This window comes from Vibrio sp. JCM 18905, assembly GCF_055393305.1.
The window spans coordinates 741,540-757,244 of sequence record NZ_AP043879.1 but is presented as its reverse complement, the minus strand read 5'-3'; the positions used below and the strand labels follow the sequence as shown (position 1 = coordinate 757,244).

The following is a 15,705-nucleotide window of genomic DNA, read 5'->3' as shown; positions in this document are numbered from 1 at the left end:
TCGAGCTTCACAGAGCGTTTGCAAGTAACGTGTGAAACAATTTCTTCAGTAATCAATATGATCGTCTCACTCCTTTACTCGACGAGATAAAACCTTTTACTGTTCCGACCTCTTCCCCTTGAAATCATTTCAACAAGCCCTATTTACAGTTTTGTATTTTATTACTTTAATTATCTATGAGTTTTGCTTACCCTTTTAGCTATTAATAAAATTATTAGTTAGCACTATGTCTAAGAGCAATTTAATAACTAACACTGGACACCGCTTTATTTCTAAAGGCAAGACTGCCTTTAAGATTCATATCCATACCCCCGAGGACACGGTACTGCACCGCTCGGTTGGGTTTGTTCGTATTGGAGAAAAGAAAGGCTTACAAAAAGCCATTAAGCTGAGAAACGAATTAGGCCGGCAAATGTGGGGCAAATTTTGGCGACGTCTTTTGAAGGATCCTTATCTCATGACCAGACTCCCACACAGCGTTGAGCCAAAAATTGTTCACAAGCCTAACCCCACTCTTGAAAACCCAGATAACCGAGATACGTGTTACATCGCTAAGTGGCGAGAGTTCAATGACGACGGTGACTACAAATACAAAACGGTGGTTCGCTCTATTAGTAAATACGGCAAGCTTGCCGCCTACATGCAAACCAAAAAAGCGTTGCTAGAAGCACATAAAGACAACTTGGAAATCCTAACGTTCATGGGGCGCTTAAACAGCATTGACCTCAAGTGATGTTTACCGTTTTTAACTTTTCAGTCCGTTTCAAATAGAAATGAAAAAGCCCCAAAGAGCGAACTCTTTGGGGCTTTCAGCTTTAGTCTTCTATACTACGGTCGGATAGAAGCTTATTGCTGAACTTGGTATTCAAATTCTGGAACAACGATTTCTACGCGACGATTTTGCTGACGACCTTCACGAGTGTCGTTTGAAGCGATTGGATTGTTTTCACCTTCGCCACGCGCTTGAATACGTGATGAATCAATGCCTTTTTCAACAAGTGCGTTAGCTACAGATTCCGCGCGTTTCTCAGAAACTTTTAGGTTGTAAGCTGCTGGGCCAGAAGTATCTGTGTAACCTACAACTTCAACGTTCGCTTGTGGGTGCTCGTTTAGGAAAGCAACTAGGTTATCAAGTTTTGCAGCGCTCTCTGGTTTTAGAGTTGTGCTGTTTAGATCAAAGCTACCAGTGCCGATTGTTTGAGTTTCGAATGTTTTCGTTACAACTACTGGCTCTTCTACCACTTCTTCTACAACCACTTCTTCAACAACAACTGGCTCTTCTACGATTACTGGCTCATCGTTGCCACCGAATTTGAAAGAAACACCCAGTGTTGCTGTGTTACCTGTCGCACGAGTTACATCGTTGCTGATATCAGTCAGAGTTTGGTATTCCGCGCGAGCAGTTACGTTTTGGCTTAGGTTGAACTCAAGGCCAGCTGCACCTAGGTAAGAGTAATCATCTTTACCATCAAACATTACGTAAGCGCCACCCACTTTACCGTAAAGTGCGATGTCTTCAGTGATTGGTAGGCTGAATTTAGGTGCAAGAGTGATTGCTTCTACATGGCCACCGAAAGAAGTTTGGTTAAAATCACCGATGTTGTCGAAACCTGCTTCTACTGCGAAGTATTTATTCATTTCGTAACCAACAAAAGCGCCAAGAGTAGAGTCGTCTTTGTCACAAGCCTGGCCCGCTACACACGCGTCTTCCATCCATGACTTACCCATCTTACCACCAACGTATACTTCTGCTTGTGCTGCTGAAGCCATAAGTAGAGACGCTGAAATTACCGCTGCTAATTTTTTCATTATTGATTCCTCTAAAGAAGTTCTTTTGTTAGATGCCGAAATGCGCCGTCTGACTGACGTTGTATTTCAATTCTTTTTATTCATTCCTTGAGTGAGATACTTAGTCAGCTTCTTTTTATGCACATGCATTTTTTTTATGGAAGCTACTTACGTACATTTCCTGTTCAGTGATACATATCGCCATCTCGGTATCACTGACGGGGTGAACTATAACGCTAAGAAATCGCGAGAAAAATCCCAATTCTGTCAATTTATTGTCATCAAAAATCTCAACAACATGTGATCTTAAGCAAAAAAATCCCCACACAATCACGACGCAAACGTTTGCTTTATTTTCTGGAACACTACAACTTAAGCAAAGTTTTTTCTTAAAAATGAGACAACAAAAATGGAACTTTAAGGAAGGTGGATAAAAATCAATCAGATATTTGATATATAATCGCTCGTTTTTTATTCATGCCAACGATATTTGGATTAAAAAATCTTATCCATACCTAGGTGAATTACGGTCCTAAATACCACATCCTTCACCGACATATGAGAAGGTTTCTCATTATCTAGGATTCAGATACAAAAAAGCCGCGGGTGTTTACCGCGGCTTTGTGACTATTTATTCAAAAGAACCTTTAGTTCAAAGCAATTATGCGTTTGCTTCACGCTCAGCAATGAACTCAAGCGCCATCTTAATACGAGCAACACAACGCTCTTTGCCAACCAGTTCCATTACTGCATCGACAGAAGGAGATTGACCGCCGCCTGTTACAGCAACACGTAATGGCATACCGATTTTGCCCATGCCGATTTCTAGCTCTTCACAGACTGCAGCGATAACGCCATCTTTGATGTTTGCTGTTGTCCACTCGGTCAGTACTTCAGCTTTCGCTAGAGCAAGCTCTAAAGGCTCTTTAGCCACACCGCGTAAGTGTTTCTTCGCTGCGCCCGCTTCAAACTCAGAGAAATCTTCGTAGAAGTAACGGATTTGCTCAGCTAGCTCAACCAGCGTGTTGCAACGCTCACCCACTAGCTTGATCACGTCAGTGATAGCAGGACCATTCGTTACGTCTAGTTTTTGTTGATCTAGGTGCCATTGTAGGTGCTCTGCAACGTACGCAGGATCTGAGTTTTTGATGTAATGGTTGTTCAACCATTGCAGTTTGTCCGTGTTGAAGGCAGACGCTGACTTAGATACTGCATTTAGGCTGAATAGATTGATCATCTCTTCTTGAGAGAAGATTTCTTGGTCGCCATGAGACCAACCTAGACGCACTAAGTAGTTATTTAGTGCCGCAGGCAGGTAACCCATATCGCGATATTGCATGACCGATACAGCACCATGACGCTTAGACAGTTTCGCACCGTCATCACCCAAGATCATTGCACAGTGCGCAAACGTTGGTACTGGCGCACCTAGTGCTTCGTAGATGTTGATTTGACGAGGCGTATTGTTGATGTGGTCTTCACCACGAACAACGTGAGTGATACCCATGTCCCAGTCATCCACTACTACACAAAAGTTGTAAGTAGGTGAACCGTCAGTACGACGAATGATTAGGTCATCCATTTGATCGTTGCGGATTTCAATGCGACCACGGATTTGATCATCAAATACTACGCTGCCTTCTTTCGGGTTACGGAAACGGATAACACATGGATCGCCATCTTTTGCCGCTTCGTTTGCCGCTTTGATTTTTGGATGGTTCGCATCGTAACGAGGCATTTCTTTGTTTGCTTCTTGCTCTGCACGGATTTCATCTAGCAGCTCTTTAGACGCGTAACATTTGTAAGCTTTGCCTTCTGCCAGCAGCTTATCAACCATTTCGTTGTAACGATCAAAACGTTGAGTTTGGTAGTAAGGACCTTCATCCCACTCCAAGCCTAGCCATTCCATGCCTTCAAGAATTGCATCAACCGCTTCCTGAGAGTTACGCTCAAGGTCTGTATCTTCGATACGTAGAACGAATTCACCACCTTGGTTTTTAGCGTATAGCCAAGAGTAAAGTGCAGTACGCGCACCACCAACGTGTAGATAGCCAGTTGGGCTAGGAGCAAAACGAGTTTTAACCGTCATTTGAGTTCCTTAGGGGTAATGAGCAACGAGAGATCTCTCGTTGTAATGTCAAGGATAAAAGTGGCGACATTTTACCACCGTAAGTCAATTCTACAATCGGTTTGACACCAGAAATACAAACAGGGCAGCACCAATAAAGGTACTGCCCTCCTATTTACTGTTAAAGTGCAGAACGAAATTACTTCAGGTTACGCATCGCCCATTGCATAAATTCTTGCTGCTCTTCACGGCTTAACTCATTAAACGATGCTTTGATTGTTTTGGTTTCCGCCGGAGAAGACGCAATGCTTGCCTTGGTCGATTCTTTGTTCATTGCATTGTTATAGTCAGCCACTTCTCGCTCGTAATCACGAAAACCTTGCAAACCACCTTTACGAAGTTGAACCATAGAGAATGCCACTTCTTTTCCGTGTTTGTCTTTCAATACCACTTTTGGATCGAGTTCAAAGGCTTTCGCTTCTTCGATGGTACGGAACGCCTTGTAAGTCAGCGATAGCTCGGCGTCTTTTTCTGCTTCAAACTCTAATACCAGTGGCTGCGAATCGAACTTACGGCGCTTGCCATCTTCAAAGACAATTTGTCCAACCGTCACCGCCAACTGATTTTCCCCGTCCTTCAGCTCGATGCTGTTATTTTTGGAAATCCACTCAGGGTACACGAACTCACCGTTGAGAACGCGAGGAACCAGTTCAGCTTGCAGAGTCAGTTGAGCAGCAAAAGCAGGCGCAGAAAGCATTGCGCAAAGTCCGAGAAGTGTCGTTGTTTTTTTCATCGTGGTTTCTCACTTTATACTAATTTAGATAAACCTCTGAAACTTACAGGCCCGTCATTCCAAAGGCTTATTTGAATCAGTATCAAGACAAAAAGGGCGTTTCCGCCCTTTTAGCTGCTTCTTTATTAGAAGTAGTATTCAACACCCACAGAGAACTCATCGTAGTCCGCAGATTTCCAACGCGCTTCTGTTGGTTTATCCAGTTGATATGCACCGTCGCCAAAGTCTAGAGTACGAGCACGTACGTAAAGCACTGCCGATGGGTCTACGAAGTACATAACTTGTGCAGATAGTACATCGTCTGCTGTATCGTTAATTGTCTTACCATCACGCTCTAGATCAAAGTTCGCTGCGTAAGCCAGTTTGTATTGCCAATCACCAGTGGTGTACATGATAGCGGCAGACATTGCGTCTTGCTTCTCACTCACGCCGTTGCTTGCGTCAGCTTCCATGTATTTGTATTGCGCGAAGAAAGAAATACCGTTATCAAACCAGCCTTGAGCACCCACCAAGTATGTGTTGTTTTCCCACGTTTGGCCTTCCATCTTAATGTTACGGTTACCCTCGTATGCGGCATCTAACTGAATTGGACCAATTTTGTAGTGCGCTGCGATACCACCCCAGTAGTCATCACCTTCACCCAGACCCGCTTTGTCACCTGCACCAGCCGCAATATCTAGAGAGAATTTGTCCGCATACATTGGCGAGTCCCAACGAATGGTGTTTGATTGACGGTCTTGATACTTAGCACCACCGATTGCACCACCCCAGTCGTAAACATCACCGAGACCTGGGTTAGATGCAGGCCAGTCAACCAATTCGTACATCGGTGTTAATACTCGACCTAAACGAACTTGACCCCAAGATGCACTTTCAAAACCGACGAATGTGTCACGTTCACCAAGACCTGCACCCTCGCCGCCAAAGCTAGGGTCAACGTAACCACCTTCGATTTGCCAAATAAAAGTAGGACCGAAGTTAGCAAATTGTTTTTTACCGCGGAAACCGATGCGAGATTCGTTGTTTAGCTGCATGCCACCTAGATCATCGTCCGTTGCTTTGTTTCCAGAATCGTAATCGCGGTACGCGGCCTGCATCGCGATGATCCCGTAAACTTCATAAGAGAATGAATCTTTGGTTAGGAACTCTTTTGCTGCGTCACTGTTTGCACCATCAGCAAATGCAGCACCACTGAACATCATGCCTGTGATTGCCGTAGCAAGTAGGCTTTTCTTTAGGTAAGACATTTTTAACCCCTATATTTTTTAGTTTTTTCCATTTTCAAATTCGCTAACTAGGACATGGCAGGAACTTGAAACAATGTTTGGACGGGGCAAATATGACAAACTTTTTTCGCACTAAAAAACTTTCCCTACAGCAATCTGAGCGACTTCAAAATGAGAAGATCAAAAATAATATAATCAATTAAAAATCAAAAACTTAAATTTAAATATAAAAAATCAAAAACGTTAAAAGCACTTTTTGACACTGAACTGACATTGAGAGCATCTCAAAAGCGTGAGCGACTTCATTCATCTTTTAGGTGTTTTAACGGAACTTTATATTCAGAGAGAAAAAACCTTGAGATCACTCGCAAGTAAAATGGCAGTGAACTTTTGTGATTCAAGCGATTTTGACGAAATTGTTGAGAGCAAAAAATGGGTATTGACCTTACCCTTGCAGGAAGGTTTAAGCTCAATGTATCACTATTATTGAGGTGCAGATTATGTATCAGTTTGTTATACCTTTATCAGGGCTCAACTGCATGGGCTGTGCGAGAAAAGTTGAGAAGGCTTTACATGCGAATCACGATGTAGAGATCCTCACTTTGTCCCCAACGCAAGTCGAGGTCAAAACCGAGTCCTCTCTCAAAGAGCTTGTCTCATCAATTGAATCTCTTGGTTACCAAGCAGGAAATCAGTACGAGTTAAACCTTTCAGGCTTAAGCTGTGGCGGCTGCGTGAAAAAACTCTCGTCTTTATTAGACTCTCATCAAGACGTTATTTCTTTCGAGGCTTCAACAACGCACTTAGAGATTCGTACCCTACTCTCCGAGCAACAAGTCATTGAGCTAGTTGCCAGCTTGGGCTATACGGCCAACAATAGCGCTGTTACTGATAACTCAGTTGCTGAAGAGCACAAGGCAATCACTCCCGATCAACGCCAAAGCCAGACATATCAAAGCGAAAAAGGCGACCAAGCAGCGCCTGACGAGCAACCAGCAGGCACGGCTCAGCTACAGATGTTGATTCAAGGTATGACCTGTGCAAGCTGTGTCGCATCAGTAGAAAAAGCCCTGACTAATGTACAAGGGGTTGAAAAAGCCCAGGTAAACCTCGCAGAACAAAGCGCACTGGTGTTTGTGACTGAAGACTCAGATTCGTTACATCAATCTATTTTGCAATCTGTCAAACAAGCGGGTTACCAAGGCGAGGTTTTACAAGACGCCGCGACACAGCAAGAAAAGCAAGCGCAGCAACAACGTCAACAGCAAAAACGCTTTAAGTTGGATGCAATTGCCGGCCTTGTTGTGGGTGCCCCTTTGATGATTTGGGGTGTTGCTGGTGGCAACATGATGATTCGCAACACCAATGACCAATTGGTTTGGGGCGCGATCAGTATTGTGTGTTTACTGCTGCTTGCCACTGCCGGAAAACAGTTCTTTAGTAACGCTTGGTTAGCAGCCACTCACAAGCGCGCCACGATGGATACCTTAGTTGCGCTCGGTACTGGCGCAGCGTGGTTCTATTCTATGCTTGTGGTGATTTTCCCAGATTGGTTCCCAATGGCATCTCGTCATGTTTACTTCGAAGCCAGCGCGATGATCATTGGTTTGATTTCACTTGGTCACTATATAGAAGCCAAAGCGAAAGCAAACACAACTCGCTCGCTTCAGGCTTTGGTGAACTTACAGCCTCAACAAGCGACCGTCATCACTGAGCAAGGTGATAAACAAATCGCGGTAGAAGAAATCACTTTAGGAATGAAGTTACGTATCAAGCCGGGAGAGAAAGTGCCCGTCGACGGTACGGTAATCAATGGTGAATCGTATATCGATGAGTCCATGCTAACAGGTGAGCCCGTTCCTGTATTAAAAGCACAAGAGGCACATGTATCCGCAGGGACATTGAATACCGACGGCTCTCTCACTATAGAGGCTACCGGAATCGGCGCAAATACGATGCTCGCACGTATTATTCGTATGGTGCGCAGCGCTCAGAGCAGCAAGCCCACCATCGCGAAATTGGCAGACCAGATTTCATCGGTGTTTGTCCCTGTCGTTGTAGGCATAGCAATACTGGCCGCGCTTGTTTGGTTTGCCGTTGGCCCAGAGCCAAAAGCGAGCTATATGCTGGTGGTCACCACAACCGTACTTATCATCGCCTGCCCTTGTGCTCTAGGCTTAGCAACCCCACTTTCTGTTACGGTGGGAGTGGGTAAAGCCGCAGAACTCGGCATTTTGATCAAAGATGCTGATGCCCTGCAGCTAGCGAGTAAAATAGATACGGTTGTGTTCGATAAAACAGGCACGCTTACCCAAGGTAAACCAAGTGTGCAGCAAGTGTTTACTCACACCACCAGCCAAGAAGAGCTGTTGGGGTTAGCGTACGCCGCCGAGCGTCAGTCAGAGCACCCACTAGCAAAAGCGGTATGCGACTTTGCTAATCAGCACGACACACAAGAAGTGACTCTCGATAAATTTGAAAACGTTCGCGGACGCGGCATTTTGGCAACGTATCAAGGTAAACCGCTGCTTATTGGCTCGCTTCAATTTATGCAAGCGGAAAACGTTGCAACAGAGGCTCTTCAGGATGCAATTGACGAATGCGCTCAGAATGCATGGACTCCGGTTGCCGTTGCGCTCGATGGTGAGTTAGTCGGCCTGATCGCCATTGCTGACCCAATCAAATCGGATGCAAAACACGCTCTCTCTGCATTAAAATCGCAAGGCATCAAAACGGTAATGCTGACGGGTGACAACCAACACGTAGCCAACGCTATCGGTCAAGAACTTGGTATTGATGAAGTAATCGCTCAAGTAATGCCAGATGAGAAAGCTCAGCACATTGAGCAACTTCAATCCCAAGGCCATGTTGTGGCAATGGTTGGGGATGGCATTAACGACGCCCCTGCTCTCGCGTTAGCCAACCTTGGTATTGCAATGGGTAGCGGCAGTGATGTCGCCATTGAAAGTTCGCAAATGACCATCCTGAACACGTCACCAATGGCGGTGGTACATGCGATTGAACTGTCGCGCGCTACACTTAAAAACATGAAGCAAAACCTATTTGGTGCCTTCGTTTATAACTCACTGGGGATCCCTGTTGCCGCAGGCGTACTTTATCCTGCATTTGGATTTTTGCTCAGCCCAGTTGTCGCAGGTGCGGCAATGGCGCTGTCATCTATTACTGTCGTTAGTAATGCAAATCGACTACGACTTTTTTCAGTAAAATAACCACTTATATTTGAGGCTATTATGAAGTTGAAATTATTGACCTTTGCAATGCTTGCGACCGCATCCGCCAACGTATTGGCAGCTGATGTCATTAACCACAAATCGCCATACTGCGGCTGCTGTGGTGAATGGACAAAACACATGGAAGAGAACGGATTTACGGTCGAAGAGAAATTGCACGATGACATGAACGCCATAAAACGCGATCTAGGCATCAAGAACGAACAGCTTTACTCTTGCCACACAGCAGAAATCAACGGCTATGTGTTCGAAGGTCACATTCCAGCCGAAGACATTAAAGCATTCTTAGAAAATCCACCACGTAACGCAAAAGGGCTCTCGGTACCGGGCATGCCAATGGGTTCCCCTGGTATGGAGTATGGCGATAAAAAAGACAGCTACACTGTTTACGCCTTTAACGAAAAAGGCCAAGTGTTCGAATATAGCCACCACGAAGGCAACGACAAATAACAAGAAAGCCCAGCAAATCAATTGCTGGGCTTTTTCTTAATGGACAAATATAAGATTAGAAGCCGTAAGAGGCACCAAATACAAACGCATTGTTAACTAGGCTATCACCACTTGCGTTTTCTGCACCGTGTGCTTGGCTACGGAACTCAAAGTAAGGCTGAACACCTTTACGTGTCCACGTTGCGCGAAGCTCGTGGTCCATCGTTTCCGCTTCAATCATGTAGACGTTGTTGTAGCTTAGCGTCACATCTTCATTCATCACGTAACCAATACGGTTATCCATACGGTAATCTGTATCCGCATCTGCGTCTGTCGCATCAATATGCGCACGAGTACGGTTACTTAGCGAGATACCGTTATCGAAGTTGTAACCGATCTTAACCAATGGACGGTACTGTACGTTCTCGCCAGCAGAGAACAAGTGTTGGTAACCCGCTGCAACCCATAAATGATCGGTAATGTTAAATGACTGCTCACCACCCACAGTGATTGCTGGTGTTGTGTTACCCGCGCCACCGTTTTCTGTTTCCAGTTTACCCAGCTGAATACCATCAAACTCGGTGTAAACCGTAAAGCCACCGAATTGGTTATCAAAAGTATGACCAGCTTCCAATGTAGACGTAACGTCCGAACCATGGATTCGACCATCATCGTGGAATTGAACGTTACCTGTTACGTAAGAAGAACCAGCAAAAGCGCTAGAAGCGAAAGCGAGAGAAAGAGCACTCAGTGCAAAAATGTTTTTCATAATTACTGCCTTTATTTATTCACGTTATGCGACGGTTTTAAAGGGCTTCTCTTCCCTTTTATCGCAAACTTTGGAATGTGCCTCCTTGGCGATCGCAATATTGTTCCAATTAATTCGCGATGGAAAATAAAACATTTTAAAAAGTGATCTTGTTCAAACCGACGCTCAACAACCCTGATAAAAGTATGGCAAATACAGGCACTTACCGTATTTTTCTATAATGATTCAAAAAATAGAAGTGTGATCATAAACAGGTAATTTATTGACATTTAGCAAATTAAGTCGATCCAGTTCACAATAACCCTGACCATTACAAGCTAAAACTTATTTATCAATGAAAAATAATCAGACATTGGTCACACTTAATTTCCCATAAAAATAAAGAAACCCTCAACATGACATTGAGGGTTTGCTTAAATTTAGCTGAGAAGATTAAGGTTATTTCACGCTAGTTACGCGGCTTGCTCTTTCCCCTGTCGCCGATACAGAGCGGATAAACACTTCTCCTTTCACACTTGGACGAGCATTGTCTGCGTAAGTCAGCCAGTTTTGACCGTCTAATGAGTATTGCAGTTCAACGCCAGGGAACTGAACGTTCATAGCTAGCTTGCCGTTTTCTACTTTCGCACCAGGAATTGGAAGGCGGTAGTCGATACCAGATTTTTCTAGCTTAGCCAGTTCACGTTGGCCAAGCACGTTCGCAAAGCGGTTGTAGTCTTGGTTTAGCGATGCTTTATCAACTAGGTTAGAGTTTTGCGAGTACTCAACACCGACTTTGTAGTCGTTCTCCCAAACTGCGCGGTGCCATGCACGCTCAGCGGCTGCGAGTACGCGAGGGAATACCATGTACTCGTATTGCTCATCGTTACGTACTGTCTCAGACCAAAGCTGTGCTGATAGACCGTAGAAAGGTTTCGCTTCGATTTCACCTTTACCAGTAAAGCCGTTGCCATCGCGGTCTACAGAGGTTTCTGCGTTCTGAGGCATGTTCTCTGGTGCAAAGCCAAACATCTTACGCGTATCGGTTGCACGTGTTGCCCAGTAGTAACCACGCTCTTTCGGATCAACTTCGTATGGCATGTCCATGTACACATAGTCAGGGTTAGAAACGATCACGTCGTAACCTTTCTCAGACCACTCGTACACTGATGATGTACCACCCCAGTAAAGAACGTCCCAGAAGTTAACACGCGTATTTTCTGTTGCGAATGCTTTCTCACCTTCGCTGTATTTCAAACCATCTTGCCATGCTTGGAAGTTTGGAATGCCTTTCTCAGCAACTAATTTTGATACTTCTTGCGCAAAATGACTCGGTAGGTGAGCAAAATCACTCACTGTGCCTTCTGCGATTAACGCCTGACACTGTGGAGATTGCGCGAATGGCTTGTCTTGTTTCGACAGGTCAATCGTGCCTTTCCAGCTTACTTTGTCTTCTGCGTTAACGTCTTGGAAACCAGCACCTAGCTTGATGTTCTTCGCCTCGTCACCACCAAAGTGCCATGTCGTTAGCGGTGCCCCAGCTTCAGCGTGCATTGCTGCCACTTCTGAAATCACTTTATCTACAAAGCGAGTGGAAGATTCCATACACGGGTTGATAAAGCTTTGCTTATCGTAGAACTGAACCGTAGTGACATTAGAAGCATCTTGAGGATCCATCAGGCGGTATTCGTTCGCTTCAGCTTCCTTACCTTCTTCCATCAGGCGGTCGTAACGTGCTTCCATTGATACTACCGCTGCACGCGCGTGTGCTGGCATATCGATTTCGGGAATGACTTCAATGTTACGCGCTTTCGCGTATTTCAAGATTTCCACGTAGTCTGTTTTACTGAAGTAGCCAGAGCCAAAGTTGTCTGTCGTTGGACCGGAACCAAGCTGAGGCAGTACGCAGCTTTTCTCTTGTGTATCGAAACAACGATTAGCGCCAACCTCTGTCAACTCAGGTAGGCCTGGGATTTCCAAACGCCAGCCTTCATCATCGGTTAGGTGAAGGTGAAGTTTGTTCATCTTGTACGCTGCCATTTGGTCTAGCGTTGCAAGAATGGCGTCTTTAGAGTGGAAGTTACGAGCTACATCTACCATCACACCACGGTAATCAAAGCGAGGTGCATCTTGAATAGACAGTTGTGGTAGAGAATCAGCATTTTGGCTATCTACCAGGCCAAAGATAGATTGTACTGCGTAGAAAGCACCTGCTTGGTCAAACGCTTTAATCGCAATACCATCGCCTTTGATGCTCATCTCGTAAGCACCAGATTTTGCCAATTCACCGGTGAAGTCTGCAGGAACAACAGTGATGCTTACAGGAAGATCACCACGAACGTCCACACCTACCACTTCTGCACGATCTTGAATTGCTGCGTATTGAGTCGCATCGAATGCGTCTTTAGGCAGCGCAATACCCGCCGCGATATCTACTGTACCTTTGCCTGCTTCAACAGACATTGGCGTTGGTAGTAACGTGGTTGATACGTCTTGTGTTGCTAGGTCTTCGTTCTTCTCGAAACGAGACACAGCGTTTGCAAATACGTTGTTGTCATCTGGCGTACGTTTTAGGTTGTTACCTTCAAGGCCAGTCACGAAAGATGCAACGTCTTCTGTGTTAAGAGAAGCGATCATCTTAGGTTCTGCGTTTGGTGCAGCCACGAAAGCGCCTGGCATAAAGTCGGTTTCAAATAACTGCCAGTATTCGCCAATTAGTGGAAGTACCACTTCTTCGCCCGCCGCAAAGCCATCAAACTTATCTGTTGGTTCCAGTTTGTGTAGGTCACCCGTTACACGAGAAATTTTGAACTGATCATTATCTACATCCAAAATCAGACGAATGCTGTGGAAGTAGATAGCCCAATCTTTAGAGTTAACCGCTTCACCTTGGTTAACTAGCGTCATGTTCACCTTGTTACAAGAAGCCCACTCAGCTCCTAAATCCTGACAAGCAAGACCTTCGTTTGCACCGTGGTTAGTCAACACTTGGTATTGAATATCAAGGTTATTAGCCAGTGAATTTACAGCTTGTTGCTCAGAGCTTTGCAGAGCAGAGCAACCTGCTAATGTGGTGATAACAGAAACAGCAATCAGACTAGGTTTAAACATCTTACTTCCCCAAAAAAGTCAGTGGTTCAAAACGACAATGATAAAAATCGCGGCTCCTCAAATGCGAGGGGCCTAACAGTTGCATTCAACATACAACCAGTTATTTCTAAGCGTAAAATAAATAGAAATAGGAAGTGATCTAGTTCAAAAAATGATACTCAGCAAAAACCATAAAAACTTAACTTTCATGAAGTTACAAGCCACGTCAAAATCGAACAACTTGTTTTGACGAGTTTGCTGCGATCTAGGTCACTAATATTCATGAGTTACGACTGATTTTGTAAGATTTGGATCACGCCTAATTATTTTGTGAACCATTAGTAAGCGAATGACCTATTTATCTTTCGTGAAGTGACTCTCATTTATTCATCGTCAAAACTCGTCAATATTTTTAGAAATGACGATTTTGTCGAATATCCCCACTAGAGAAATTGCACTTAACCTCAAGCATTTTTGCGTATAAAGTTTAAAGGTACTTACCTGAGGACCATTCTATGTTTCGTCTCTTGACACTCATATCATCCCTACTTGTTGCCTTTGCTCCCTTTTCCTCTTATGCAGAACCGCAACATTGGCTAGCAAAAAAAGGGGAAACCGAGCTGATGATCATTGGCTCTGTGCATGTGGGCGATAAAACGATGTACCCGCTCCCTAAAACTATTACTCAGCACTTAAGCCAAAGCGCTGGATTGATTATCGAAGCTGATGTCAGAAACTCTGAAGGCTTGGTTTACCCACAAACAACCATTCTTTCTAAAGATGTTTTAGACAAGGCTCAACGTCGCCACTTAGTCGAGATAGCACAAGATTTAGGGTTGCCAGAAACTCAACTTTTGAATTCTCCACCATGGACGGCTGCATTAACCATCCAACTCGCTTTAGTTAACAAACTGGGGTATGTCTCTGATAAAGGGGTCGACATGCACTTAATAGGACTCGCTGATAAAAAACAAATCCCGGTCATTCCACTGGAGTCCGTGCAATTCCAAATTGATTTAATAGCAGGTCAATCAGAAGGCGGTAAAGAGATGCTCCTCTCGTCAATTGAAGAATATGACGGTGGGGAAGAATTGGTTCAGTGTTTGATAGAAAGCTGGAAGAGCGGTGATGGTAGTATGTTGGTCGAGGCATCATTAACCGATCAAGCAACAGAAGATTTTAATCAGGCTTTCTTATATGAGCGCAATCGAGATTGGGCAAAAAAGCTTGATACTGGCAGTGTCCTACCTCAACGTTCGGGTCGCTATACCGTTGTTGTCGGCAGTTTGCATTTAGTTGGTAAAGATAATCTAATTGAGCTGCTTAAAAAAAGGGGCTTTGACATAAAACCACTCGGTAAAACCCGCCAAGCTAGGTGCCATATTTAGAAATTTATTTGAAGGCAGCCGGCCTCATCAATGATGAATAGCCAGGCATCACGCTAACACGATCACTGACAATGGTTTACTCCTCTGCTAAAACGACTCTAACCTATGCGGATACATAATAACTCATATGAAATTTAAAGCTTTATTCCTATGCGTGAGCAGCATGATGCTCACTTCATCGCTTGCTTATGCTAAACCGTCATGTAACGTAGAAAATTTTCAAGCTATTGATATAACCCCAGAAGCAAAAGGCGGGGTATTAGATAAAGAGAGTGGCCAGTTTCTTATTACCGAAAAACCAATGATGCGTTGTGCGAACATCACTTTTTCCACTAACCATACCCGAAATCGCGTCGCACATATGATGAATCAAGGCTTTGAAGCTGTTTACTTTGATGGAAGTACGAGCAAATCTCAATCTGTCACGTTTGATGAAGACGAACTAAAAGCAGGTTACATCAAAGTTGGTCCAAACCATCCAAAGACCGCTTATGTTTGCTTCACAACTTCTGAAACTCCTATCAGCACTATCTCGTGTGACATCAAGTAATAAATTTACTCGCTCTAAAAAATGAAAAGGCCCTACATCTCTGTAGAGCCTTCCTCTTAATACGTGTCGGTGAAGTGCCATATTCTAACGTCAGGTGAACCCATTTGGCTCGATACTATTGAAGTCTAAAATTACTAGCGCTAAAAACGACGAAAGCCTGCTCATTGAGCAGGCTTTCTAAAAGTGGTCGGTGAAGAGGGATTCGAACCCCCGACCCTCTGGTCCCAAACCAGATGCGCTACCAAACTGCGCTATTCACCGAGATGTTTAACTGAGGACTTGTCCCCGTCAACGAATGCGTATATTACGGATTCTGAACTGTGACGCAAGTGCTTTTTACAAAAAAACCTTAGGTCTTAATTCGTTTGATGAAT

Annotated in this window: 11 protein-coding genes and 1 tRNA gene; 5 read left to right on the top strand and 7 right to left on the bottom strand. The window is 44.4% G+C overall.

What is annotated here, in order from left to right:
• Window positions 1-226 precede the first annotated feature (226 nt).
• A complete protein-coding gene (locus ACZ5ZC_RS11745) occupies window positions 227-733 on the top strand; it encodes a hypothetical protein (RefSeq protein ID WP_031780328.1) in 507 nt (168 codons plus the stop codon).
• 113 nt (window positions 734-846) lie between these two features.
• Here the strand turns inward: ACZ5ZC_RS11745 and ACZ5ZC_RS11740 are convergent, their stop codons facing one another.
• The 4 genes from ACZ5ZC_RS11740 to chiP all read right to left on the bottom strand — a co-directional run bounded on the left by ACZ5ZC_RS11740 (window position 847) and on the right by chiP (window position 5,896).
• On the bottom strand, window positions 847-1,809 hold the full coding sequence (locus ACZ5ZC_RS11740) for an OmpA family protein (protein WP_006743033.1): 963 nt from the start codon (window positions 1,807-1,809) through the stop codon (window positions 847-849).
• A gap of 640 nt (window positions 1,810-2,449) precedes the next feature.
• Window positions 2,450-3,877: a glutamate--tRNA ligase gene (gene gltX, locus ACZ5ZC_RS11735; protein WP_054868259.1), complete on the bottom strand. Its 1,428-nt coding sequence runs from the start codon at window positions 3,875-3,877 to the stop codon at window positions 2,450-2,452.
• A 178-nt stretch (window positions 3,878-4,055) separates the two neighbouring features.
• On the bottom strand, window positions 4,056-4,649 hold the full coding sequence (locus ACZ5ZC_RS11730; protein ID WP_012842058.1) for a YccT family protein: 594 nt from the start codon (window positions 4,647-4,649) through the stop codon (window positions 4,056-4,058).
• Between the two features lie 125 nt (window positions 4,650-4,774).
• Window positions 4,775-5,896 carry a chitoporin gene (gene chiP, locus ACZ5ZC_RS11725; RefSeq protein ID WP_006743034.1) on the bottom strand — a complete coding sequence of 374 codons (1,122 nt, stop codon included), beginning with the start codon at window positions 5,894-5,896 and terminating at the stop codon, window positions 4,775-4,777.
• A 479-nt stretch (window positions 5,897-6,375) separates the two neighbouring features.
• Between chiP and ACZ5ZC_RS11720 the strand changes: the two genes are divergently transcribed.
• Both ACZ5ZC_RS11720 and ACZ5ZC_RS11715 read left to right on the top strand, forming a co-directional pair.
• The gene (locus ACZ5ZC_RS11720) at window positions 6,376-9,105 is read left to right on the top strand and encodes a heavy metal translocating P-type ATPase (RefSeq protein ID WP_464931934.1); all 2,730 of its coding nucleotides are present in this window, start codon (window positions 6,376-6,378) and stop codon (window positions 9,103-9,105) included.
• A 21-nt stretch (window positions 9,106-9,126) separates the two neighbouring features.
• Window positions 9,127-9,576 (top strand): DUF411 domain-containing protein, encoded by a 450-nt coding sequence (locus tag ACZ5ZC_RS11715; RefSeq protein WP_012842060.1) that lies wholly within the window; start codon window positions 9,127-9,129, stop codon window positions 9,574-9,576.
• 55 nt (window positions 9,577-9,631) lie between these two features.
• On the opposite strand, the gene ACZ5ZC_RS11710 is transcribed toward ACZ5ZC_RS11715, so the two are convergent.
• Together ACZ5ZC_RS11710 and ACZ5ZC_RS11705 are read right to left on the bottom strand one after the other, a co-directional pair.
• A complete protein-coding gene (locus ACZ5ZC_RS11710; RefSeq protein ID WP_005382004.1) occupies window positions 9,632-10,324 on the bottom strand; it encodes an oligogalacturonate-specific porin KdgM family protein in 693 nt (230 codons plus the stop codon).
• Window positions 10,325-10,762: 438 nt separating this feature from the next.
• The gene (locus tag ACZ5ZC_RS11705; protein WP_054868256.1) at window positions 10,763-13,414 is read right to left on the bottom strand and encodes a beta-N-acetylhexosaminidase; all 2,652 of its coding nucleotides are present in this window, start codon (window positions 13,412-13,414) and stop codon (window positions 10,763-10,765) included.
• Window positions 13,415-13,908: 494 nt separating this feature from the next.
• Between ACZ5ZC_RS11705 and ACZ5ZC_RS11700 the strand changes: the two genes are divergently transcribed.
• Together ACZ5ZC_RS11700 and ACZ5ZC_RS11695 are read left to right on the top strand one after the other, a co-directional pair.
• Window positions 13,909-14,781, top strand: coding sequence for a TraB/GumN family protein (locus ACZ5ZC_RS11700; RefSeq protein WP_006743037.1), 873 nt, complete (start codon window positions 13,909-13,911; stop codon window positions 14,779-14,781).
• A gap of 127 nt (window positions 14,782-14,908) precedes the next feature.
• Window positions 14,909-15,331, top strand: a complete 423-nt coding sequence (locus ACZ5ZC_RS11695; protein ID WP_182037321.1) for a hypothetical protein — start codon at window positions 14,909-14,911, stop codon at window positions 15,329-15,331.
• Window positions 15,332-15,515: 184 nt separating this feature from the next.
• Here ACZ5ZC_RS11695 and ACZ5ZC_RS11690 read toward each other — a convergent pair.
• A tRNA-Pro gene (locus ACZ5ZC_RS11690) sits at window positions 15,516-15,592 on the bottom strand.
• Window positions 15,593-15,705: the final 113 nt, after the last annotated feature.

What these genes read in the sequence shown, in the direction of transcription:
- ACZ5ZC_RS11745 (WP_031780328.1), top strand. Translation starts at nt 227, where the DNA reads ATGTCTAAGAGCAATTTAATAACTAACACTGGACACCGCTTTATTTCT.
- ACZ5ZC_RS11740 (WP_006743033.1), bottom strand. Translation starts at nt 1,809, where the DNA reads ATGAAAAAATTAGCAGCGGTAATTTCAGCGTCTCTACTTATGGCTTCA.
- gltX (WP_054868259.1), bottom strand. Translation starts at nt 3,877, where the DNA reads ATGACGGTTAAAACTCGTTTTGCTCCTAGCCCAACTGGCTATCTACAC.
- ACZ5ZC_RS11730 (WP_012842058.1), bottom strand. Translation starts at nt 4,649, where the DNA reads ATGAAAAAAACAACGACACTTCTCGGACTTTGCGCAATGCTTTCTGCG.
- chiP (WP_006743034.1), bottom strand. Translation starts at nt 5,896, where the DNA reads ATGTCTTACCTAAAGAAAAGCCTACTTGCTACGGCAATCACAGGCATG.
- ACZ5ZC_RS11720 (WP_464931934.1), top strand. Translation starts at nt 6,376, where the DNA reads ATGTATCAGTTTGTTATACCTTTATCAGGGCTCAACTGCATGGGCTGT.
- ACZ5ZC_RS11715 (WP_012842060.1), top strand. Translation starts at nt 9,127, where the DNA reads ATGAAGTTGAAATTATTGACCTTTGCAATGCTTGCGACCGCATCCGCC.
- ACZ5ZC_RS11710 (WP_005382004.1), bottom strand. Translation starts at nt 10,324, where the DNA reads ATGAAAAACATTTTTGCACTGAGTGCTCTTTCTCTCGCTTTCGCTTCT.
- ACZ5ZC_RS11705 (WP_054868256.1), bottom strand. Translation starts at nt 13,414, where the DNA reads ATGTTTAAACCTAGTCTGATTGCTGTTTCTGTTATCACCACATTAGCA.
- ACZ5ZC_RS11700 (WP_006743037.1), top strand. Translation starts at nt 13,909, where the DNA reads ATGTTTCGTCTCTTGACACTCATATCATCCCTACTTGTTGCCTTTGCT.
- ACZ5ZC_RS11695 (WP_182037321.1), top strand. Translation starts at nt 14,909, where the DNA reads ATGAAATTTAAAGCTTTATTCCTATGCGTGAGCAGCATGATGCTCACT.